Origin of the sequence: Campylobacter massiliensis (genome assembly GCF_014253065.1) — a bacterium.
Lineage (GTDB): Bacteria > Campylobacterota > Campylobacteria > Campylobacterales > Campylobacteraceae > Campylobacter_A > Campylobacter_A massiliensis.
The window spans coordinates 114,104-137,079 of record NZ_JACLZK010000002.1 but is presented as its reverse complement, the minus strand read 5'-3'; the positions used below and the strand labels follow the sequence as shown (position 1 = coordinate 137,079).

Here is a 22,976-nt window from a genome sequence, read left to right as displayed (position 1 = left end):
CAGCTCTTGTCGAAAGACTTCCTTGCCCGTTTGCAACCGCGCAAACGAGCTTAATACCCACAAGGAGAATCAATGAAGCACTACGAGCTTTTATTCATTTTAAAGCCTACTTTGACGGAAGAAGAAGTAAGCGCAAAAGTTGATTTCGTTAAAGAAATCCTAACCAAAAACGGCGCAAATATCGCGTCTGTGCAGTCTATGGGCACTAGAAAACTAGCCTATACCGTAAAAAAATACGAGCGCGGAACTTATTTCGTCGTGTATTTCGAGGCTCCGACCCAAGCTATCGCCGAGGTCGAGCGTATCATCAGAATCACCGAAGAGATCATCAAATTCTTAACGGTCAAATTTGAAAACAAAAAAGAGATTGCCGCTTGGGAAAAGATGAGCAAGGGCATCAAACTAAACAAAAAAGAACCAAAAGTCAAAGCAGAAGAAGCTTCGGCAGCGCAAGAATAAGGACGAAAAATGTTTAATAGAGTCGTTTTAGTAGGAAATTTAACACGAGATATCGAGCTTAGATATACGACTGCGGGCGCAGCCATAGGCAACAGCGCCATCGCCGTAACGAGAAAATTTAACGTGAACGGCGAAAAACGCGAAGAAACGTGCTTTATTGATATAACATTTTTCGGAAAACAAGCGGAAATAGCAAACCAATATCTTTCCAAAGGTTCAAAGCTTCTAGTCGAGGGTCGCCTAAAATTCGACCAATGGACGGACAACAACGGACAAAATAGAAGCAAACACACGATCAGCGTGGAAAATATGGAGATGCTGGGCGGAGGACAACAGCAAGGCGGATATAATCAAAATAGTAATCAAGGCTATCAGCAAGGCGGTTACCAAAATAACAGCTACGGCGGCGGCTATCAAGGCGGACAAAATCAGCAAAATAGCTATGCTCAAAGCGGCACGCAAAGGCAAAATTTTAATAAACCGCAGCAACAAAAACAACAACCAAAAGACGAATACTACGGCGATAACGTCCGAGAAATAGATATAGATGCCGACAAATACGATGACGGCGACGAAACCATACCATTTTAATTAAGGAAAAAACGATGGCTGAAAAAAGAAAATATTCACGCAAATACTGCAAATTTACAGAGGCAAAGATAGATTTTATCGACTATAAGGATACTTCGCTTTTGAAGTACTGCTTGTCAGAGAGATTTAAAATCATGCCAAGACGCCTAACAGGAACGTCTAAAAAATACCAAGAGATGGTCGAAAAGGCTATAAAGCGCGCTCGCCAAGCAGCTTTAATACCTTACGTAGTCGATCGCGACGACGTAGTAACTAATCCTTTTGAAGGACTATAATTTTTAAGCCCTTTTTAGGGCTTAAATTTTAAATTTTATTTTTTACTTCCTGCATTAATTTTCTAAAACACAAGTTATAACTTAAGCGGATTTTTAGTTACAACTTTATCTTGTCACTTATCAGACCTATACGCAAGTTTAAACAGTCAAATTTATAGAGCCGTGCAAATTTTACTCTCATGTGGCATACTTATATTGATGAGCAATACGGTAAATATCATATCTATACATTACCTTCTTGCTTTCTTCGCCATATATAGTATCGTCTCTTTTGTGCAGTCTTTGTTTGAGTTAAAGATACTTTATTGTCTCATCTTTGTTTGTATTACATCGGAGCCTCTGCTGTTGTATACGGATCTTTACCGTTGTCGCCCACTGGATAATTGCTCTCTGAATATTCTTAGAGTGCTTCATTGCTGCCAAGGTGAGGATCTTTTTGGAGTTTGTAAATTTATTGATCGCTAGAGGCTTGCTACCTTTGCTTAACGCTAGCTTATCGCCGCTCAGTTTATACTCTATACTTTTATCATCGCTTAGATATACTTTTTTCTCTTTATCGTATACTCCGCCCACTAGCTTAGTCTTATCAAAATACACCTCTCCCTTACCGTCACTATCGGTTATGATATCTTTATCTCCGGCGTAGTATGCATCAAAGCCTTCTCCGCCTTTTAGTATATCTTTTTTATTGTCTCCCACTAGGGTATCGTCTCCTCCGTTTGCATCTATTAGGATATTTTCTGCGTTTCTATCGCCTGTTAGGACGTGATCTATCTCGTTTATTTTCAGTATGTTTGATTCTACCGATACCTTGTTTTGCAGGAAAGATACCCTGACTTCATCTGCCAGCCAAGTGTTTAGTTTTAATAAGCCTTTGGTAGCCATACCGTTTTTCTGTGCTATGGTTGAGAGAGTATCTCCGCTTTTTACTTTGTATATTCCCTTGCTTCCCAGATCCAGCTCTTTACCCGTTCTTATTAGGATGCTAGAAAGCAGGAGTCATCTTATCGATAATATTTCTTATTTCTAAATTTGAAAGGTTTCTTGTGTCGTAGGCTTGTTTATCTATAACTAATTGTTTGACATTTGCATTTAGTTACTTAGCGACTTCTAAGACATTATTATAGCTTTAGTAGCCGTTTGTGCACCAATAGCCACTTCCTCCACCCATGGTTACCCAAATTTTAACAGACGCTTTTAAAGCTTTACATGATAGGTTATCTAAAGAAATGGCTTTAAAATTAACTTAACGTATTTGGGGTATTTCTCATATAGCGCGCCGCGGTTGTAGCCGCCACGGCTAAGCCCTTGTTACTTTTAACTCTTTTGTAGTTTCTTCTATAGCGGTGGCTATCACACCCATATCTTTTATGGCTTTTTGGCTTCCTTACTTAACATAGTTTTTGTTGCCTTCACTCTCTCCCCGCAGTCGTCGCTATCTGCTTTGCATACTATTTCGACTTTGTCGAGAACTACTTCCTCTGGCTTCATGTCTATTCTCCTTTATTTATTAAATTTTTTACCTACTGCTTTAATTTTCATAAATTTTATAAAATAGCGTACAAAATAATGCAACAAACATTGCTACGCCGAACATAAAAATAGCTTGAAAAAGTAGTATGTATTGAAATATCTCAAATTTGGTTGCAAAATCTATCTCGATACTCCACGCCATAAAGCTCACGCCGCCAGTGACGATGTAACCCGTGTAATATACGTAAATCCCAAATATACTCATCCCAAAAGCAAAGATCAATAGCGGCCAGCTAAAACTTTTTACTTTTTCTTGCAGTTCTTTATCCTCTCGGTAAAATATCGTATAGCAACAAGTCGCGTAAAACGTCATCTCCGCAGCCCAAAGTAGCCCGATCACCCACATATAGCTCGTATAAAACTCAATCTCTTGCTTGAAAGGGCTAACGTCGCTAAAGATTTGGACATTTGGAAAGTATTGTTTCATAAAATTTACGAATTTTGCGCAAATAGGGTAGCTTGAGAGAATATCGCCGGGAATAATAAAAATCCCGAGGGCGAATATAAAATAAACGGCAAAATCGATGTTTGCTATGATTTTATCGTGAATTTTACGGTATTTGTAAAGTAGTCCTTCTTGCATTACGTAGACCTTTTGTGTTGTGCTAAATTTCCGTTCTCAGCATTTTATCTTTCGCAGTCCTAAACAATATTTAAGTTATAATCAATATTTATTTTTAAAATATTATCGACTATTCGATATTTTTAATGCTTTATTAAGAGTGATTGCAATTAAATCTATACCTAAATTTCATAGCAGTTAGGAAAGTAGAGTTTGCGAAGGATATCTATTTTGTTTTTTATCGTTTACTTTTTTTGGCATCTCTTTATCTGCTAAATCCGTATCCTTCTCCTCCGTTGCTAAATCTCTAGAATCCACTAACTCTTCTATCTTAGGCCTAAGTAAAATTTTTAATCATCAATTGATGATATTAAAGTAGAAATTTAGCCCCGCAAACGAGGCTAAATTTAATCAAATTTTGTAGTTATTTTGCGACGAACGCATTTTTTAACACGTCTTCGATGACGTCCACAGGGATGATTTGCATATCGTTTTTGACGTCTTGCGGGATGTCGCCCAGATCTCGTTCATAGTTTTTGCGCGGTATCAGAGCGGTTTTGATGCCAGCCTTATGCGCCGCGATGAGCTTTTCTTTTAGCCCGCCGATAGGTAGCACGCGGCCGCTTAGCGTGATCTCGCCCGTCATTGCTACGTCGCTTCGCACTTTTGTATCCGTTAGGATCGAGGCGATCGCAGTCACCATCGTGATACCGGCACTCGGCCCGTCTTTTGGCGTGGCGCCCTCAGGTACGTGGATGTGCAGATCGTAGCGACGATACACTTCGCTAGGGCTCGGCTCTTTTTTCACGCCGTCTTTGACGTCATCAGGCAGGCTTGGGATGATTTTGGCCGGTACTTTTATCTTTTTAGTATCGATCAGCACTTTAACGAGGCTAAACGCTATATACGCGCTTTCTTTCATCACGTCGCCCAAAGACCCGGTTATCTGCAGGCCGCCTTTGCCTTGTATACGTATAGCTTCGATCTTTAGCACGTCGCCGCCCACGCTCGTCCACGCCAGCCCGTTTACCTGGCCGATCTGCGGTTTTTTATCCGCATGCTCGATCTCAAAGACCTTCTTTTCTAAAAACTCGTTCAAATTTTTAGTCGTCACGGTTATCTTTTGCACGTCGCCTTCGAGCAGCCTTTTTGCCGCCTTTCTAAATATATCCGCCAGACGGCGGCGCAGGTTTCGCACCCCGCTTTCGCGCGTATAGTCCGAGATGATGAGGCTTAGCACGTCTTTGCCCAGAGCTACTTCGCTCGGCTTTAGGCCGTGTTTTTTGAGCTCTTGAGGGATTAGATATTTTTTAGCGATCTCAAATTTTTCCTGCGGCGTATAAGAGCTAAGCTCGATAAACTCCATCCTGTCGCGCAGTGCCGGCGGTATGGCGCTCACGTCGTTTGCCGTCGCGACAAAGACGACCTTGCTTAGGTCGATATTAAAATTTAAATAATAATCCCTAAATTTGTTATTTTGCTCAGGATCCAGGATCTCCAGCAGTACCGCCGTCGGATCGCCGCGAAAGCTCCTGCCGACCTTGTCGATCTCGTCTAGCACCACGACGGGATTCATCTGTTTTGCTTCGATGAGCCCCTGCACGATACGGCCCGGCATCGCGCCTATGTAGGTGCGGCGATGTCCGCGCAGCTCGTTTACGTCCTCAAGACCACCCAAAGCCACGCGCACTAGCTCGCGTTTTAGCGCCTTTGCGATGGAGTTTGCCAGACTCGTTTTACCAACGCCCGGAGGCCCCGCAAAGCACAAGATCGCGCCGTTATTTACCTTGCCTGCGACGCCTCGCAGTTGCAAAAGCTCGCGCAGAGCAAAATACTCCTCTATCCTATCTTTTGGCCTCTCAAGCCCGTAGTGATCGGCATTTAGCTGCTTTGCGACCTCTTGTACGCTTAGTTTTTTGTTGGCCAGGTTTTCAAACGGTACCTCTACGACCCAGTCGAGGTAGCTTTGCGTCGTGTTGGCGTCGGCGGAGTCTGGATGCATGCGCGATAGTTTGTCGATTTGCTTTTTTATCTCCTTATACGCGTCCTCGCCCATAAATTTCTTCTTAGCTTCCAGCTTCTTGCGGTACTCCTCGATCTCCTCTTCGCGGCTCGTATCGGAGCCGAGCTCTTGCTGGATCTGTTTTAGCTGCTCTTTTAGAAAATACTCCTTATTTACCTTGTCGATCCTTGAGTGGACTTTGTTTTTTATCTCGCGCTGAAGCTTGTTTGCCTCGATCTCCTCGATGACATAGTCGATGAGTTTTAGCAGCTTTTGTTCCAAATTTTCCTCGATAAAAAACTCGTACGCCGTTTTTTTCTTTAGCCTTAGTGAGCTTAAGATGAGATCGCAAACGCGGCTAGGTTCGGCGCTCTCCTCTATCGTTTTTAAAAGATCGGGCGGAAAAAAGTGGCTAAGCGCGGCCAGATCTCGCACCTTTTCGCGAAGTACGGTTAGTAGCGCGTCGCTTTTGGTGTTTTCGGGTCTTTTTTCATGTAGTACGTCTACGACGGCTTGCAGCGGCTTTGAGGATACTCTTGAGACTATGCGACCCTTGCTCGTGCCTTGAAATAAAATTTTCACTCTGCCGTCCGGCAGCGGTACTCGCCTCATCACGGTGCCGATGACGCCGGCATCATAGATAGAGTCAAATTCTCGCGCGCCTTCGTTTTGCGCCTTCGTCGGTACGACCAGGATGGGGCTCTGCGACTCGAGGGCCAAATTTAGCGCTTCGATATTTTCCTCGTCGCTTAAAAAAAGCGGCGTGATCATAAATGGATATAAAAACAGCTCGTCTTCTACGATGACGGGTAGCTGCGCAGGGAACATTTTTGATTCGTAAATTTGCAAATTTAGCTCCTATTCAAACATTTTTCTATACCAAGGAAGCTGCGGAAGCACGATATTTGCGTCGTTTAGCGGCGAAGCTTGCACCTTTTCTTTATAAATTTGCGCCGACTCGTCCCTGCCGGTACGCTCATATAGATCAGCTATTTGCACGTCCAGGTTGTAGATCGCGAGCTTAAATTTAACCAGCATAGTTTCGATCAGCGGGCGATACTGCGTGTTTGGGTAGATGTAGAGAAATTTTTCTATCTCGGCGATGCTGTCTTGCATTAGCTTTTGATTGCGATTAGGTTGCGAGAATGAGTCAAAATTCGCTTTTATTTTTAAATACTGCGCAAATTCGCTCCTAGGGCCGCTATCGCCGTATCTTTTGAGGTATTCGTCTAGGTAAAAATTCGCCATCAAATACTCTTCGTCATTAGCGTGGGCTTGGGCTAGGATTAGTAGCATTTGCTCTAAAAGCGGGCTAGCTACGTGCTCGCTAGACATCGCCGTGTAGTGTTTGTCGGCGCTTTCTAGGTCGCGATTTTTGATATCGCCGATGATCTCGGAGTACCACTGATCCGGCGTTAAATTATAAAGCTCCGTGTATTTGTCGGCACAACCGCCGATTAAACAAACAAAAAATACCGCAGATAAAAATTTGATCAAATTTTTCATACGTTCCCTTAAATTTAAATTTTTTAAATGGGCTATTTTACCATTGTTTTTGTTGCTTTTTGGTAAATTTTTGTTTTATTTATGCTTAAAAATAGAAAAATTTAGGTACAATTCGCGTAAAAAGTAAATGCATAATTAAGGAGATGTATATGGTTTTTCAAGTCAAAAGTCCGATTTTAGGCTTTGAGCATATCAAAAGTTACGAACTAAAAGAGCTAGATCAATTTTTCGTAAAGCTTCAAAGCAAGGACGACGAGACGTCTTTTACCGCGATAAACCCGTACGCCTTGAGAAATTACGAATTTGAGATACCGACGTACTACCAGGAGCTGATGGACATAAACGACAAAAGCGAGCTAAGGATCTACAACATCATGGTCGTAAGCACCCCAATCGAGACCTCGACGGTAAATTTCATCGCTCCTATCGTTTGCAATATGACAAACATGACGCTATCTCAGATAGTGCTTGATGCGTGGGCATATCCGATGTATAAACAGGCCGAAAAAATTTCGGATTTTATAGAAAAATGAAATATTTCTTAACAAGAAGGAAATAGAAATGAAAAACATTAAATTTGCGCTAATTGCGCTTGTAGCTTTATTTGTCCCAGCTTTTGCAGAACAAAGAGACCCGATACAATATCATATTGACCTTGACGAGAAACAACCAGATCTAAGAGTAACACATCCTATTCAATGGGTTTATTACGATGGAAATAGAAATAAAGGTACGTATATTGATATCAAAGAAGATGTTATGGCAAAAAGACCGATATTGGATAAAGATGGCAAAGAAATTAAGCGCATATACGGAGATATGGATATAATAGGCGCCACCATTTCTAAGCCAACAAACGGAGGGTATGATTACAATCCTATAACCAAATTATGGTCAGGAACTCTTACGTATATATTACCGGAGAATGACGACCCAGCTCATTTTAGCTATAACTCAGCCAAATCAACATTTGATTTTTCAAAAAAGCCTACGGAACTAGAAAGAAATAATATAGACGGCAGCAAGGTAATATTTGCCAGGCTTTATTGGGCGGGCGGTATATCTAGTTGGTATGGTGCAAAAGCGCAAGACGTTAATGGACTCAGAAAAGACTATTTTAGCGAAATAAGAGGTTTTAATACAATCAAATTTCTTACACCTGATGGCAAACAGCACTCTATAAACGCAAAGCCTCAAGACGTGTTTTGGTATGGCTCATATAGCTGGGTGAACACCAGTGCAAAGGGTGGAATGTATTTTATGTACCAAGCAAGTGCTGACGTTACAGATATTGTAAAAAAAAGCCTTACAAAAGATCAAAGAACCTTTATAGCGGGCAACATAAAATCATCTACTAGTGCCCCCGGCTGGATAGAAACCTATCGTAACGGAAATTGGAGCGGTCGTTATGATAATCGTCCAAATCTTGCACCGCACTATGGTGGATGGGCATTAATTATAGTATATGACTTTGGTGAAAATGAATCAAAAAATATAAAGCCTAAAAGCATTAACATATACGACGGACTTAAAGTTTTAGATCCAAATTCAAGTTGTCCAAATTTGGTTTCAAAAAGAACCCTGCTTCACTTTACGGATTTTTATACCCCACCTAGCGGTCCAGTAAATTCAACTCTTGCTGTTTTGACCTTTGGTGCAAAAAAAGAAACCGGAAGCGAGGATATACAGGTATGGCGCGATAATAAATACGAATCAGTAACTTCCAACGGAAATATGTCTGGCCAGCAACTTAATAGTACAATCACAAAATTCGGCACAAACATAAACTCCGGAAGGACATACAATAACCAAATGGACCTAGATATCTTTGATATAAGCGGAAAGATTGGAAATGCCGAAACCGAAGCGTGGGTAAATATAATTGCAAAGTCCGAGTGGAAACTAGATAAAGACAAAGAAGATGCAGGCTACAAATTATCATCTAAAAATTGCGAATCATGGAAGTATGGGGTTCCGCCCGCTAGAATATATGCCGAAAGAGCAAACGTCGGTCTAGTGGCCTTTTCAACCGAACTTTACTCTCCAAAAGTGTGCTACGAGGAGACGTTGTTTACCAAAAATCAAGCGGGTGTATTTGAAGAAGTAAGTACCGATAGCAAATCACATACGCAGGTAAATAAAGATAGCATCCTAAGAACTCAAGTCGCCATAAAAAACCTAGGAAACGAATCTGCCGAAAAACTAACCGTAACCGCAAGCCTAGATCCTAAAAGCTCGGAATACGAGCCTCAAACTACCCATATGGTATTGAGTGCGAAATCAGACGCAACTTTTACAGTGGGAGCTCTCAACCCGGACAATACAAACTTCCAAAAATCATCTAAAAATTTACTAACCTTTGCCGTCGGTAAAGATGCCGGCAGGATAGGAGAGTCAAATCAAGGCGGCACCATAGATCTAACAAATCAAGCCTTTATCCAATACGACTCCAAGCTAAAACAAACAGATGATTTTAATGCGACTATATATAGAGCATCCTTTACCAATAGCGCTTTAAATTTAAGTTTCGAAGGAAAAATAGAAAGATGCCAGGAAAAGCAATACTACCTTAAAGTTATAGACGTACCAAATATCAATAATTTTAGAGCCGTAAATAAAAATTTTACAGGCGATGTAAAAGACTCCAAAAACCTATATACTCAAATAGCTAATCGTAATTTTGATATAAAGATAGTACACTTCGGCGAAGAGACGACTCCAGGCGTCGTCAAGCCAGCTAAAACAAATATGGACACCAAGGTAAAGGTAGATATACGAACCTCTTGCGAGGCGACCGGCACCTCAGTATATTCTAAAGAAGTAGAATTTAAAAAAGGAAAAGATGGCACCGCTATCGTTGATCTCAAGGGGGTATTAATAGAACAAGCGTATTCGAATTTATATGTACAGCTCTCTTTTACGGATCCGATAACAAAAGCCGTCAAAGCAAACTGCGCCTCCGATACCTTTACTGTTAGACCTAAAGAGTTTAAAATTTATAATACTTCAACAAATAGCGAAATAACAAATCGTGTTTTGGTTGGCGGAAAAAGCTATCCTGCTTTTGGAGCATGGGCCATGAACGATAAAAACAACAAGGCAGAAGGCTACACTACCGACTTCACTGGCGACAATCTTGATACAAAATATATCAGGTTTACTCCAGAAATACCAGCAACTTGCACATCCGTTACTAGCCTGCCGGTAACTTCGCTTGCAGCAAAATTTACAGACGGAGCAGCTAAGCTTCAAAGATATCAAGAGGGAGCAACAGTTATCGCAGATAAAAAAGATTTTGCGTATTACGAAGTTGGCAAAGCAAAACTGGTAATATTTGACAACCAGTGGACGATCACAAGTCACGACCAAAAAAATGGTGACTGCATAGTAAATAGCCACAAAAACACAGAGACCAATGGAAAGGTTGGTTGCAATATCAGATCGGAATTTGACTTCGAATTTAACCCGCAAGATATTCATGTAGAAAACCTTAGAATAACCGGCTTTAACGGCGGCGCCATGACATATATGTCAAACGAAATAGCGATGTCTGCAAGAGCTACATTTGATGTAAAAGCTAGACTAGGAGATGCAGATCACACAGTAGCAAGAATGTACACAAAAGGCTGCTATGCTAAAGATGCGCAGTTTGAAATAGATATAGATACCGGCATAGCCGACCTAAACGACAAGGATAATATCAAAACTCCAAATCAATCAGATGCGAAAAGTAAAATTTTATTTTTCCGCGATAGTACAAATACATTAGTAACAAAAAAGACGACTACTAATGATAACTCTGGAGTATATAACGTATCCAAGGACGCGTTTACAAATGGTGAAGTAAAAGCGGATGTCAAATTTAACTTTGCCAGAAAAGTAACCGAGCCATTGGATCCATTTACGGTTAATAGCAACATATTTACCTTTAAAAACGTAAAAGAGCAATCCGGAAGTACAACTGTAGCTAACACCTATGTAAAACCACTGCTTGCTGACGAAACAACAACTCAGTTCTACTACGGTATAGTATATGCACCATATTACGAAGGCCCTAAAGTGGGTTTTGATGCCGATGTATACTTTGGAATTTATTGTAAGAATTGTAAGAAGGATACATATACTCTGGCAAAAGGCACTTCATTACCAAGCATCTCCGACTGGTACCTAAACGGATCTCATGTGGATTCTTCATATGGTTCGGTAAGTGAATACAAACCTAAATCAGCTACCGTTAGTCTAACATCTAAAGACATATCAAATGGTATCCAAACACTAACGCTATCTGATACCCAAGCTGAAACTACAGAGATAGAGATGGTGGCATCAAAATGGCTTATATACAACAAAACCGACGACTTGGCAACGTCTAATAAATTTAGTGTAACGTTTTTTGATAGGCCTAAGTGGGGTGGACGAGCCCTTAATCAAAAAGGTGAAAAAATCACAAACCCAGGCAAAGTGCTAGACACCAACGAAGGAGACCTAAACGGTTACTCTGAAAAACCAAGCAAAAGATCGGATTGGTAAGAGACATGAGAAAAGGTTTTTCTTTAATTGAACTGATTTTATCTATAGTGATAGTAGGGATAACTGTGATAGCTATCCCTACGGTAATATCTCGAACATTAAGCAATAATACCCAAGGATTAATACAACAAAGCGTTATGGATGCCAAGACAAGAATGGCTCTTATATTAAAAGCGCCGTATTCGTGTGTAGGTAGTTTTTCTTTAAAAGATCCAACGCCTATATTTGGAAACGCAATGGGCAATGCTACCGATAATTTTTATACTAAAAATACAATAAGCGAAGACGGCAGGAGAGTTTTTGCGCTTCCGGATCCCAAGGGGGTTATAAAAACAGTAAATTTTGACGAGAGTTGTAACGGGCTAGACAAGAGCATAAACTCCTTTAACACAGCCGAGGGATCAAGCGGCCTAAAGACCACCACATCTGTTACGTACGGAGATAGAGATAATATAATAGAATCAGTTATAACAACTGATTCAAACTATTACGACATGCAAGGCAATTATGACAACAACAAAGGGGTAACAAGAGTGCAAGTAACCTCAAAAACATCATTAGGCAAAGATACCAAAACTATAACTCTTAGTGCCTTTGCCGCAAATATAGGCGATAGTCCAGAAATATTATCAGGGTCTTGGTAAAATGAAAAAAGCCTTTACATTGCTCGAGCTTATCTTGGTAATCGTTATAATGGGTCTTTTGTCTTTTGCAGGCATTAATATCGCAAAAAATTTATATACAAACTATTTACAAGCAAGAGCAATAAATACCCTTGAGACACAAACAGAACTAACACTGGAGCAAATCTCAAAAAGGCTTGCCATAAGGGTAAAAAGCTCAACTATAGGAAGAAAAAGTTCTGACAGTAGTTTTATATCAACATCAAGTCCTGGATTAAATAGTGATTATGATATATTAGAATGGATAAGCTATAGCTATGAAAGTTTTCAGGATGGCGGTTGGAGCGGTTTTGTTGATCTAAAAAGCTCAGATAATGCAAGGGATGCAACAAAAGACGGCGGAACCATATCAACCCCTGATAGCAATCTAGAAAGAGCAAGCAATACTATATCTGATTTAACAGACAAAAATGCCACGCTTGACAATGGACAAGTAGGTTTGTTTTTTAAGGTAGCTAAACCATATATAGTACAAACTGGCTTTGGATACAATAGCTCAAATCAAGCCGATGATATAGCTACCGTTAAAAAAGATGGCAACAATAAACTAAAAATAAAAAAATATACATCTGATAATATTTACGAACAGTATTACCTACTCCACACAGCTTACGCGGTAGTACCAAAAAAGAAAAAAACAGAAGATACTGACTTTGATTTATGGCTACACTACAACTATAGGCCTTGGGTTGGAGACAAATACAATAATGCAAAAACAAGCAAGGTCTTGCTTGCAGAAAACGTAACTAGATTTAACTTCACCGAAGCAAGTGGCGCCATAGTCATGAAGCTGTGCATAAGAGATGCCGGCAAATCCCTCGGTCAAAACAAGGCCGAAACCACAGTGTGTAAAACAAAGGCGGTGTATTGATGAGAAAAGGTTTTAGTCTAATTACAGCGATAATTTTTATAGTTTTAATAGCTACCCTATCTATGTTTTCCCTTAATATTTCATCCTTAACTGCAAAGCAAACCACGGATGTCTTTTTGAGAGAACAAGCTGAGCTCTTAGCCCAAGGTGCTACCGAGATGGCTATATTAAATTTACTATCAAGAAATTTTAGTACTGATTGCCCAGCTGGAGCGACAATAGTATCCTCTTTTTTTCCAGGTAATGAACCATCAAACTCATTATTTAATGTAAGTGTTAAAGTGGAAAAGATCTTTGGCGTAATCGGCACCTGCAACGGGACCGGTGTGACAGCCATAAGCACTCCAGAATCAGTTGGAACGGTAATACTAAACACTACCGTCACAAGCATTAGTAATGATGGTAGAAATATACCACCGATAAGAATTCACAGACGCACGATTCAAAAACTCTAAAATAATACTTTATATGCTATAATGTTAGCACTTTAACGTAAAGGAGAGATGATGAATCTAAGCATCGTAGGTAAACAATTTGACCTAACGGACCCAATCAAGCAACACATAGAAAACGCATTTGATGCGCTTAACAAATACGGACTGGATATAATTTCAGGTCGCTGCGTAGTTTCAGCGGACGAAAAAAACGGCAAAAAAGGTTTTAGCGTAGAGTTTGCGCTAAATTTGGCAAAAAAAGACACGATCGTAATCCGCCACAAAGATAAAGATCTCTACGCCGCAGTTGATCTTGCGCTTGAGCGCGCATCAAAGGTGCTTCGCCGCGAGCACGACAAAAACACAACCGTCAAAAACAAAGACGACGGCAAAGCTGTTAGAGCTGCGATCGCCGACGAACACCATATAAACGACGGCGAAGTAGACGAGATAATCCCTATGGAGCTTGAGCTATACAAGCCGCTAGAAATCGAAGAGGCTATGCAAAAGCTAAAAGATAGCGATGCGCAGTTTTATGTATTTAACGATATGGATGCCAAAATGCGCGTAATCTACAAACGCTCTGACGGCAAATTCGGACTTTATTAATCAACTTTAGGCGAGACAAACTCTCGCCTCCTCACTTTTTAAATCCACAAAGATACCAATCAAAATTCAATCGTTCTTGTTGCCGACTTCATAGTAAATTGCTTAAATTTTATGTAATAAATCTCAAATTTCAAAAACTACCAACGATAAAGAAATTTGTATAACACAGGTAAACCGCTTTTAGCGAAAAGATTTTTAGGCAAGATTAAAATTTGAAAGATATTTTTAGATTTAATAATTCGCAATAAAACAATTTTTTACTACTTTGTTTTTAAAGGCTAGTTTGTAAAATTATCTAAAATTTTACTTTTTATCTTGGATGAATACGCTTAAATAACGCAAATTTTAATATATTGCCGATTTAGTCTCGGCGAGCTTTTAAGGCTTTGATTCTTAACTAAATTCAAATTTCATGCCGACTCGCCGCGACTTAAAACTACGCCAAATTTATACGATACCTAAAATCGTGCCTAGCATTGACGGATTTTTATTCTGCAAGGCTTGCTGTTTTTCTAGTAATGAGTTGCTTTGCAAACTAGCTCGTAGCTCTTTTTCGTATTTAGTTAAAAGCTCGTCTAGCACGGCTTCAAGCTCGTCTCTTAGGCTTTTTTTCATATCGGTATTTAGCCCTAGAGCTTCCATCAGCTCCTCTTTTTTGGCTCTTAGTTTTTCTTGGATTTTTTGTTCGTTCATTTGCGATAAAAATCCAGCCGCGCCAAGCTCGGTAAGAGTCCTTTTAAAGCCCTCCACATCTGGCTCTTTGGAGGTTTTCACCGGCTCTGCAGCTCTCTTAAGCTCCTTTTCAAAGTCGCCCTCTTTTGCCGCTTTTGAGCTCTTTTGCGCAAGCTCGGCCAAAATCTTTTGGATAAATTTCTGCTCTTCGATCGTCATTTTGCATCCTTTATACAAGATGCATTTTTACAAGCAAATTTTATTCCTTAGCTCTATCTGCGATAAATTTAGCAAATTTATCATCATCGTTTGGGCAGGCTACGACGTCGTAAAAATCAAATTTTAGCTCGTCTGCGATACGCTTAAATTCCTTTGATAGCTCAAAAACGGTCTCGGAGTTGTCAATACAAAACGAGATCGGATAGATGAGCGCTTTTTTATCTTTCATCTCGGCTAACGCTTGATTTAGCGAGGGTTCGAGCCATTTTACAGGGCCTAACTTCGACTGATATGCGAGCAAAATCTGCTTAAATTTAACTCCTCGCTTCTCCAAAATTTCGGTTAAAATTTGAACGTGCCGCTTGACGTGCTCCTCGTAGATATCGCCCGCATCGATCATCTTTTGCGGCAAAGAGTGCGCCGAAAACACCAGCGTTATCTCATCAGCGTTTAGATCGCGCGCGCTTTTTTCGATGCCGTCTACGATGATCTCGTTATATCTCTCATCCTCGAAAAACGGCTCGACGATTTTTACTTTCGCCTTTAAATTTAGCTCGGCCCGCGCTTTTTCAAAGTCGCTTATACTAGACGATACGGTCGTAAACGAGTGATGCGGGTATAGCGGGAAAACGACGATCTCGGAGGCCTCCGTAAACTCGGCCAAAACGTCTTTCGCAAAAGGCGGCGTATAGTTCATCGCAAAGGCTACCGCCGTATCATCGTCTAAAAAATGCGAAATTTTACCGCACAGTCTTGCCGTAAGCTCGCAGATAGGCGACTTGCCGCCGATTTGGCGGTAGTTATTTTGCGCGGTTTTTAGGCGCGAGCTAGTTATCATAAACGCCACGAATTTACGCAAGATCGGGCTTTTTATTCCCAAGATATACGGGTCGTTAAACATATTTTTTAAAAAAACTCCAACCTCGCTAAGGTCGTTCGGTCCGCCCATATTTAGTAGTAAAATAAGTCTCATTCGCAAATCTCCTGAGCCTTTAGGGCGTCTTCAAGCGTGCTTAGATCGCTTTTTGCACCACAGCAGGCCTGATAAAACTCGTTTAATAGCGCTTTAACCGGCGAAACATCGCTGTAAACTTTCAAATTTTGCTGCCCGTCAAGCGTGTATTTGTTTAACTTAAGACCCAACATATCGCCGAAATACACGCCCCCGCTCGCGGCAAATTCGATCGTAAATCGCTCCGCTTTAAAACGCTTTGAGTTATGGATACTAGCTAGAGTCTGGTTTTTAAATTTAAGCTGAAAAAGCGAGTCTGTTTCGCTTCTTTTGTCGTCGTTTTGGATTGAAACTTTATTGCTAAAGATTATCTCGCTACCCGTTATAAACCTTGCAACATCGATGTTTTGTAAAATTTCAAGATGCAAATTTACGCCCCTACTAAACCCTCGAGCGATATTTATCGAAAAAATATCTTTTTCTTTGGCGAGTTCTTTTTTTATAGAGGCGATAACGGGATTAAATCTATCTATAAAAGCCACATAAGCGCCTATATTTTGGGATTTAAAGCAGTATTTTAGCTCCCTTATCTCGCCTGATTTGCAAAGCCAAGGATCAAGCAAGATAAATTTTATAAAATTTAAGCACTTAGGTATCAAATTTAGATATTTATGCGTGTCGGTGACGATAAGGGCGTCGATACGCACCGACTCCAAAAGGTCGTTTATATTATCGTAAACAGGAATCCGTCCGCAAATTTCGCTATTTTGCACGCCGTCAAAAACCGCCGCCAGCTCAAAGTGCTCTGAGCGGCGAAGCTCGTTGTAGTAGTGCTTCGCATCGTTTCCAAAACCTACTATCGCAACTCTTTTTTTCATAATCTTTTTCCCAAATTTTAATGTTTTTGTGACAATTATAGTAAAAAATAGTAATTAAACGGCTAATGCGAGCGATTTTTAAAATTTAGCCGATGCCTTTTACGGCGAGCCTCAAACAAGTTTTATCAAATTTATGATAAAATCAGCCCTATTTTAAAACTTTAATCAGGAAAAAACGATGGATATTAGAGAGGCTTATTTAAATTTTTTCGCAAGCAAAGGTCATGAAATCATCCCGTCAGCGCCGCTAGTGCCGAATGACGCTACGCTGCTTTTTACAAACGCGGGCATGGTGCCGTTTAAGAGCATTTTTACTGGCGAAGTGCCGCGCCCTACTCCGCCTATCCGCACGAGCTGTCAGACCTGCATCCGCGCAGGCGGCAAGCACAACGACCTAGATAACGTCGGCTACACCGCGCGCCACCACACGTTTTTTGAGATGCTAGGAAACTTTAGCTTCGGCGAATACTTTAAAAAAGACGCGATCGCGTATGCGTGGGAGTTCGTCACGCAGGTGCTAAAACTACCAAAAGACCGCCTCTACGTGACCGTCCACGAGAGCGACGATGAGGCGTTTGCGCTATGGGAGCAGCACATCGCAAAGGAGCGCATTTATAGATTCGGCGATCACGATAACTTCTGGCAGATGGGCGATACGGGACCGTGCGGACCGTGCTCGGAGATCTTTTATGACCAGGGCGGCGAGCACTTTAACACGCCTGAAGACTACATGGGCGGCGACGGCGATAGATTTCTTGAAATTTGGAACCTAGTCTTCATGCAGTACGAGCGCAGTAGCGACGGCAAATTAACTCCGCTACCAAAACCGAGCATCGACACGGGCATGGGGCTTGAACGCGTCACGGCGATAATGGAAGGCAAATTTAGCAATTACGATAGCTCGCTTTTTATACCTCTTATAGAAGAAGTCGCAAAGCTTTGCGGCAAGCCTTACGCCTACGAGAGCGGCGCTAGCTACCGCGTCATCAGCGATCACATCCGCTCGGTGACTTTCCTGCTAGCTCAGGGCACTACATTTGACAAAGAGGGTCGCGGCTACGTGCTTCGCCGTATCCTGCGCCGCGCGATCAGACACGGATATCTACTAGGCATAAAAGAGCCCTTCATGTACCGTCTCGTCGATAACGTCTGCGAGCTAATGGGCGGCCACTACGCCTACTTAAACGAGAAAAAGGCGGCGGTAAAAGAGCAAATAAGGCTCGAAGAAGAGAGATTTTTGGCCACGATAGCAAGCGGACTCGAGCTTTTTGAGAGCGAGCTAGCGCGCACGAAAGATATTTTTAGCGGCGAGGCTGCGTTTAAGCTTTACGATACTTTTGGATTTCCGCTAGATCTCACGGCCGATATGCTACGCGAAAAGGGACTCAAAGTCGACGAAGCTAAATTTGACGAGCTAATGAGCGAGCAAAAAGCACGCGCTAAAGCTGCTTGGAAAGGCAGCGGCGACAAGAGCGCAAAGGGCGATTTTAAGGCGCTTTTAGAGAAATTCGGCGAAAATAAATTCAGCGGCTACGAGGAGCTTGAGCGCACGAGCAAGGTTTTGGCACTACTTGACGAGGATTTTAAAGAAACCCAAATTTTAAAAGCAGGCGAGCAAGGCTGGGCGATGTTTGACGTGACGCCTTTTTACGCACAAAGCGGCGGCCAGGCGGGCGACAGCGGCGAGATAGAGGGCACAGCCGACGTGCTAGATACGCAGAAGTTTTTCGGGCTAAATTTATCAAACGTCGCGGTTAAAAAAGAGCTTAAAATCGGCGATACGGTGAAGCTAAAAGTAAGCGAGCAAAGAGCCGAGATCGCGCGCCATCACAGCGCTACGCACCTGCTCCACTCTGCGCTTAGAAGCGTGCTAGGAACGCATATCGCGCAGGCCGGATCTAGCGTCGAGGCAAGCAGGCTCAGATTTGACTTCTCGCATCCAAAGGCAGTGACGGCGGAGGAGCTAACGAAGATCGAAAATTTCGTCAACGCCGCGATTAGCGAAAATATAGAGGCAAAAACAGAGATAATGGATATCGAGGACGCCAAAAACAGCGGCGCGATCGCTCTTTTTGGCGAAAAATACGCCGACAAGGTGCGCGTGCTAAGCTTCGGCGAGGTCAGCAAGGAGCTTTGCGGCGGTACGCACGTGGCAAATTTAAGCCAGATCGGCGCGTTTTTCATCACAAAAGAAGGCGGCGTGAGTGCGGGCGTGCGCAGGATCGAAGCTGTGTGCTCTAAAGCCGCGCTAAATCTAGCAAAAGCCTGGCGCGGCGAGATCGAAGAGCTAAAAACCGAGCTAAAAAGCGCCGAGCCGATGAATGCGGTAAAAAAATTAAAAGCCGAAATAAAAAGCCTAAAAGACAAGACCAAGCAAGCCAAAGACGCGCACGCGCTGGCGGTAGTGAACGTAAACGAAACCAAGCTTTGTGTCGCGGTGCTTGACGGCGGCGATATAAAGGCGACGATAGACGAGTTTAAAAACGAGAACGAAAAGGCGGCGATCCTACTCGTACAAGTAAACGAAGAGGGCAAAATCGCTCTGGCTGCAGGCGTGAAAAACGCGCCGTTAAAAGCCGGCGAATGGGTCAAATTTACGGCTCAAATTTTAGGCGGAAACGGCGGCGGCAAGGACGACTTCGCAACCGCAGGCGGTAAAAACGCACTAGCGATCGAAGACGCGATCAGGCAGGCGTTAGAGTTTGCTAAAACGAGGCTTGAAAAATAAGCTCGCGTCGGTCAAATTTAAGAAAATAGCTTAAATTTGACCGCGGTTTTGCGGCGTAAAATTTTAAAGCGAATTTGAGCTGGTTGCGGCAAGATCAAATTTGACGCCGCAAAGCAAATTTGGAAATTTGCATTTTACGAGCCGAGATAAAATTTAAAGGAAAATATAAGTTTATGAGTTTATTTTATTCGCGCATTTTGGCGTCAAATTTTGCCGCCGTCCAAGTAACTTTAGCGCGAGAAAATTTAAAATCAAAGGGGACAAATGCCCGAATTTAACATAGCTTTTGCAAAGATTAGCAACGCCCTACCCTTTATCCACATCCTCTCCGTGGTCGTTTTTATCGGATTTCAAGCAAATTTTTTACTCATCGCTAAATTTTTTATGAAAAATATCGAAGGCGACACGCAAAAATACCAAACGATAATCTCCATGCTAAAGCGCCTAGGCTACGCAATCTACGGCTCGATCGCCGTCATGGGCGTAACCGGCGCGATACTAGCTAAGCAAAACGCGATCAAAAACGCCGATCCGATGCTAAATACGATTTTAACGACGAAATGGGCGATCTGGGGATTTTTGTTTCTAAACGTCATTTACGTCACGTACCGCCTAAACAAAGCCTCAAAATCCCTGCAAAATAGCGAATACGTCGAGCTTCACGAAAACCTCATAGTTACGATTTATTACTTCATCCCGCTAAACGTCGCATTTGCGCTGCTGGCTGCGTATCTGGGCGTATCTTACAGGGAGTTTTGATGATTATTTTGGCTTCGAGCTCGGTTACTAGAGCTAAGGTTTTGCAAGATCACGGCGTTAAATTTGAGCAGGTTTTCTTCGACTACGACGAGAGCGGCGTGGATAAAAATTTACCGCCGCACGTCTACGTTCAAAAGATCGTAGCGGCAAAAAAAGAGCAGTTTCTAAAAGCAAACGACGGAGTAAAAAACGTCGTTTTCGCAGACAGCGTCGTCGTATGCGACGGTAAAATTTTAGGCAAAGCAAAAGACGAAAAAGAAGCTTTTAAAATGCTAAAAATGCAAAGCGGCAACACCGCTAGGATCGTAACCGCAATGATATTTTTAGGCGAAAAATTCGAGCTTTTTAACGTCAGCTTTGCCGAGTATAAATTTGCTAAATTTGACGAAGCCGACCTGCAAAACTACCTATCTGGCGATCTTTGGCAGGGCAAAGCCGGAGCCATGACGATAGAAAATTTCAACAAAAAATACATCCTAAGCCAAAACGGCGAAACTAGCACCGCAATGGGGCTAAACGTGAAAATTTTAAAGGCCTTTTTATGAGAATTTTAGCTTCGATTTTGTTTATTATCTTTGTTTCGCTGAGCGCCGCGTTTGTTTATCTTTATTCGCAAGTCACCTTTGATGCGTCAAACATTATCGATTTTAAGCCAAAGCTCGCGACTCAAATTTATGATAGAAACGGCGAGCTCATCGCAAATATCTTTGACGAAAACAGGATCTACGTCAAGTACGAGGACATCCCACCGCGCGTCATCGAGGCACTGGTAGCCATCGAGGATACGAGCTTTTTCGAGCACGGCGGCGTAAACCCCGAAGCTATCACGCGAGCTGTCGTTAAAGATATAAAGGCCGGCAAACTGGTCGAGGGCGCTAGCACGCTCACACAGCAGCTCGTTAAAAACATGGTGCTAACTAGAGAAAAAAAGCTAACTCGAAAGGTCAAAGAGATGATCATCTCGATGAAGCTGGAAAACGAGCTAAGCAAAGAGCAAATCCTGGAGCGCTACCTAAACCACGTCTATCTCGGGCACGGCTACCACGGCATCAAGACCGCGGCCAAGGGGTACTTTAGAAAGGAGCTTAACGAGCTCACGCTAAAAGAGATCGCGATCCTAGTGGGCTTACCAAAGGCTCCTAGCACCTACGATCCGACTCGCCACCTAGACCTATCTCTAAGCCGCGCAAATAACGTAATCTCAAGGATGAACGCGCTAGGTTGGATCAGCGACGCCGAGTACAAAGCAGCGCTAGTCGAGCAGCCCGTAGTCTTTGACGATACGCTCACGCAAAACAAAGCCCCGTACATCGTAGACGAGGTGCTAAAAGAAGCCTCAAAACGCTTTGAGGATATCAAAACGGGCGGCTACGTCATCGAAACAAACGTCGATCTAAAAGTGCAGCAAATGGCGTCCGAGGCGCTCAAATACGGCCATAACGAGATCCTGAAACGAAACAAAGACGCAAACGCCAGCATCCTAAACGGCGCCATCGTCGTCACCCTGCCAAAGACAGGCGAGGTACTCGCGCTAGTCGGCGGAGTAGACTACGCCAAAAGCAGCTACAACCGCGCCACGCAGAGTATGCGCCAACCGGGATCTAGCTTTAAGCCATTTATCTACCAGATCGCCCTAGACATGGGCTACTCGCCGATGAGTAAGGCTGCCGACATCTCGAGAGTCTTTAACGAAGGCAGCCAGTACGAGTGGCGCCCGAAAAACTACAGCGGCGGCTTCCAGGGCTACATCACGCTGCGCGAGGCCCTGCGTCAGTCGCGCAACCTCGCCACGATAAATTTACTCGACGAGATCGGGCTTGATACGGCTTACAAAAAGCTAACCGAGATGGGCTTTAAAAACATACCTAAAAACCTATCCATCGCACTTGGTAGCTTCGGTATCTCGCCGTTAGAATTCGCCAAATTTTACTCGATGTTTCCAAACGGCGGCGAGATCGTGGAGCCAAGCCTCATCAAACGCATCATAAACTATCAAAATTTAGAAGCGGTTTTTGAGCCTGAGCGGACGTTCGTCACCGAGCCAGAGCAGGCCTATCTGATGACCGATATGATGAAAACAGTCGTGGAGCGCGGCACGGGACAAAGCGCCAGGCTAAACGGCGTACAAGTCGCGGGCAAGACCGGCACGACGAATAATAACATCGACGCGTGGTTTTGCGGATTTACGCCCGAGGTCGAGGTAGTCGTATGGTACGGCAACGACGACAACACGCCGATGAGAAAGGTCGAGGGCGGCGGACGCACGGCGGCTCCGGTATTTAAGAAATTTATGGAAAGCTATATGAAGGAGTACCCGCTAAAACAAAAAACCTTCATCGAGCCAGAAGGCGTCTTTCACACCGCGTACGAGGGCCTGATCGAGGTCTATACGAAGATCTCGCCGGTACCGAAACAAGACGCGCAAGATACTCTAATAAAACAAGACGACGAGGGACTGATTTTTTAATTTGCTAAAATGTCGGCTAAATTTGAGCATTTTAGGGCGTAAATTTAGCCGATATTTCGTCAAATTTAAATCCATTTACAAAATCGCTTTTACTCTTACTTCAAATTTATGCTCGGACTTTACGGTCGAATTTGATCTCGCACGGTTAAAATCCAATTTTAAAAGCACTTATAAATTTGCTTGTTGATTCTACTCTCGTCAAATTTAAGCTTGCCCGCAAACCCAAAACCAAAGACACGGTAAAAT

The 22,976-nt window shown here is 42.6% G+C and carries 21 protein-coding genes; 13 read left to right on the top strand and 8 right to left on the bottom strand.

Annotated features, from left to right (window positions below):
• The first annotated feature begins 72 nt into the window (after positions 1-72).
• From rpsF to rpsR, 3 genes are read left to right on the top strand one after another with little or no spacing between them, the layout of a single operon-like run.
• Complete coding sequence (rpsF, locus tag H7R39_RS07270; RefSeq protein WP_185898623.1) at positions 73-459, top strand: 30S ribosomal protein S6; 387 nt, start codon at positions 73-75, stop codon at positions 457-459.
• Between the two features lie 9 nt (positions 460-468).
• Positions 469-1,050 (top strand): single-stranded DNA-binding protein, encoded by a 582-nt coding sequence (locus tag H7R39_RS07265; protein WP_185898622.1) that lies wholly within the window; start codon positions 469-471, stop codon positions 1,048-1,050.
• A gap of 14 nt (positions 1,051-1,064) precedes the next feature.
• Positions 1,065-1,325, top strand: a complete 261-nt coding sequence (rpsR, locus tag H7R39_RS07260; protein ID WP_002946417.1) for a 30S ribosomal protein S18 — start codon at positions 1,065-1,067, stop codon at positions 1,323-1,325.
• A 291-nt stretch (positions 1,326-1,616) separates the two neighbouring features.
• Here rpsR and H7R39_RS07255 read toward each other — a convergent pair whose 3' ends face one another.
• The 5 genes from H7R39_RS07255 to H7R39_RS07240 form a co-directional block, all read right to left on the bottom strand.
• Complete coding sequence (locus H7R39_RS07255; protein WP_407644568.1) at positions 1,617-2,210, bottom strand: hypothetical protein; 594 nt, start codon at positions 2,208-2,210, stop codon at positions 1,617-1,619.
• A gap of 483 nt (positions 2,211-2,693) precedes the next feature.
• Positions 2,694-2,816 carry a hypothetical protein gene (locus H7R39_RS11465; RefSeq protein ID WP_267454983.1) on the bottom strand — a complete coding sequence of 41 codons (123 nt, stop codon included), beginning with the start codon at positions 2,814-2,816 and terminating at the stop codon, positions 2,694-2,696.
• Positions 2,817-2,856: 40 nt separating this feature from the next.
• A complete protein-coding gene (locus H7R39_RS07250; protein ID WP_221892111.1) occupies positions 2,857-3,441 on the bottom strand; it encodes a hypothetical protein in 585 nt (194 codons plus the stop codon).
• Between the two features lie 403 nt (positions 3,442-3,844).
• Positions 3,845-6,271 carry an endopeptidase La gene (gene lon / locus H7R39_RS07245; protein ID WP_185898621.1) on the bottom strand — a complete coding sequence of 809 codons (2,427 nt, stop codon included), beginning with the start codon at positions 6,269-6,271 and terminating at the stop codon, positions 3,845-3,847.
• Between the two features lie 9 nt (positions 6,272-6,280).
• On the bottom strand, positions 6,281-6,928 hold the full coding sequence (locus tag H7R39_RS07240; RefSeq protein WP_122862170.1) for an outer membrane protein assembly factor BamD: 648 nt from the start codon (positions 6,926-6,928) through the stop codon (positions 6,281-6,283).
• 149 nt (positions 6,929-7,077) lie between these two features.
• Here H7R39_RS07240 and fliW point away from each other — a divergent pair, with 149 nt between their 5' ends.
• The 6 genes from fliW to hpf are packed head-to-tail and all read left to right on the top strand — an operon-like array spanning position 7,078 to position 14,055.
• Positions 7,078-7,461, top strand: coding sequence for a flagellar assembly protein FliW (gene fliW / locus H7R39_RS07235; protein ID WP_185898620.1), 384 nt, complete (start codon positions 7,078-7,080; stop codon positions 7,459-7,461).
• 28 nt (positions 7,462-7,489) lie between these two features.
• Positions 7,490-11,458, top strand: coding sequence for a hypothetical protein (locus H7R39_RS07230; protein ID WP_185898619.1), 3,969 nt, complete (start codon positions 7,490-7,492; stop codon positions 11,456-11,458).
• Positions 11,452-12,102, top strand: coding sequence for a pilus assembly FimT family protein (locus tag H7R39_RS07225; RefSeq protein ID WP_185898618.1), 651 nt, complete (start codon positions 11,452-11,454; stop codon positions 12,100-12,102). The genes H7R39_RS07230 and H7R39_RS07225 overlap by 7 nt, the downstream gene beginning before the upstream one ends.
• Before the next feature lies 1 nt (position 12,103).
• A complete protein-coding gene (locus H7R39_RS07220; RefSeq protein ID WP_185898617.1) occupies positions 12,104-13,012 on the top strand; it encodes a type II secretion system protein in 909 nt (302 codons plus the stop codon).
• Positions 13,012-13,467, top strand: a complete 456-nt coding sequence (locus H7R39_RS07215) for a hypothetical protein (protein WP_185899392.1) — start codon at positions 13,012-13,014, stop codon at positions 13,465-13,467. Before H7R39_RS07220 ends, H7R39_RS07215 begins: the two co-directional genes overlap by 1 nt.
• A 51-nt stretch (positions 13,468-13,518) precedes the next feature.
• The gene (hpf, locus tag H7R39_RS07210; protein ID WP_185898616.1) at positions 13,519-14,055 is read left to right on the top strand and encodes a ribosome hibernation-promoting factor, HPF/YfiA family; all 537 of its coding nucleotides are present in this window, start codon (positions 13,519-13,521) and stop codon (positions 14,053-14,055) included.
• Positions 14,056-14,502: 447 nt separating this feature from the next.
• On the opposite strand, the gene H7R39_RS07205 is transcribed toward hpf, so the two are convergent.
• Genes H7R39_RS07205 through H7R39_RS07195 form a run of 3 tightly spaced genes read right to left on the bottom strand, consistent with a single transcriptional unit; the run spans position 14,503 to position 16,776 of the window.
• Complete coding sequence (locus H7R39_RS07205) at positions 14,503-14,946, bottom strand: response regulator (RefSeq protein WP_185898615.1); 444 nt, start codon at positions 14,944-14,946, stop codon at positions 14,503-14,505.
• Positions 14,947-14,986: 40 nt separating this feature from the next.
• On the bottom strand, positions 14,987-15,919 hold the full coding sequence (gene hemH / locus H7R39_RS07200) for a ferrochelatase (protein WP_185898614.1): 933 nt from the start codon (positions 15,917-15,919) through the stop codon (positions 14,987-14,989).
• Positions 15,916-16,776, bottom strand: coding sequence for a Gfo/Idh/MocA family oxidoreductase (locus H7R39_RS07195; protein ID WP_185898613.1), 861 nt, complete (start codon positions 16,774-16,776; stop codon positions 15,916-15,918). Before H7R39_RS07195 ends, hemH begins: the two co-directional genes overlap by 4 nt.
• 178 nt (positions 16,777-16,954) lie before the next feature.
• Here H7R39_RS07195 and alaS point away from each other — a divergent pair, with 178 nt between their 5' ends.
• The 4 genes from alaS to H7R39_RS07175 all read left to right on the top strand — a co-directional run bounded on the left by alaS (position 16,955) and on the right by H7R39_RS07175 (position 22,730).
• On the top strand, positions 16,955-19,504 hold the full coding sequence (alaS, locus tag H7R39_RS07190; protein ID WP_185898612.1) for an alanine--tRNA ligase: 2,550 nt from the start codon (positions 16,955-16,957) through the stop codon (positions 19,502-19,504).
• Between the two features lie 264 nt (positions 19,505-19,768).
• Entirely contained in the window at positions 19,769-20,263 is a 495-nt protein-coding gene (locus H7R39_RS07185; RefSeq protein WP_185898611.1) for a 3-isopropylmalate dehydratase, read from the top strand.
• On the top strand, positions 20,263-20,808 hold the full coding sequence (gene maf / locus H7R39_RS07180) for a septum formation inhibitor Maf (protein WP_185898610.1): 546 nt from the start codon (positions 20,263-20,265) through the stop codon (positions 20,806-20,808). The genes H7R39_RS07185 and maf overlap by 1 nt, the downstream gene beginning before the upstream one ends.
• Positions 20,805-22,730 (top strand): transglycosylase domain-containing protein, encoded by a 1,926-nt coding sequence (locus H7R39_RS07175; RefSeq protein ID WP_185898609.1) that lies wholly within the window; start codon positions 20,805-20,807, stop codon positions 22,728-22,730. Before maf ends, H7R39_RS07175 begins: the two co-directional genes overlap by 4 nt.
• The last annotated feature ends 246 nt before the right edge of the window (positions 22,731-22,976 follow it).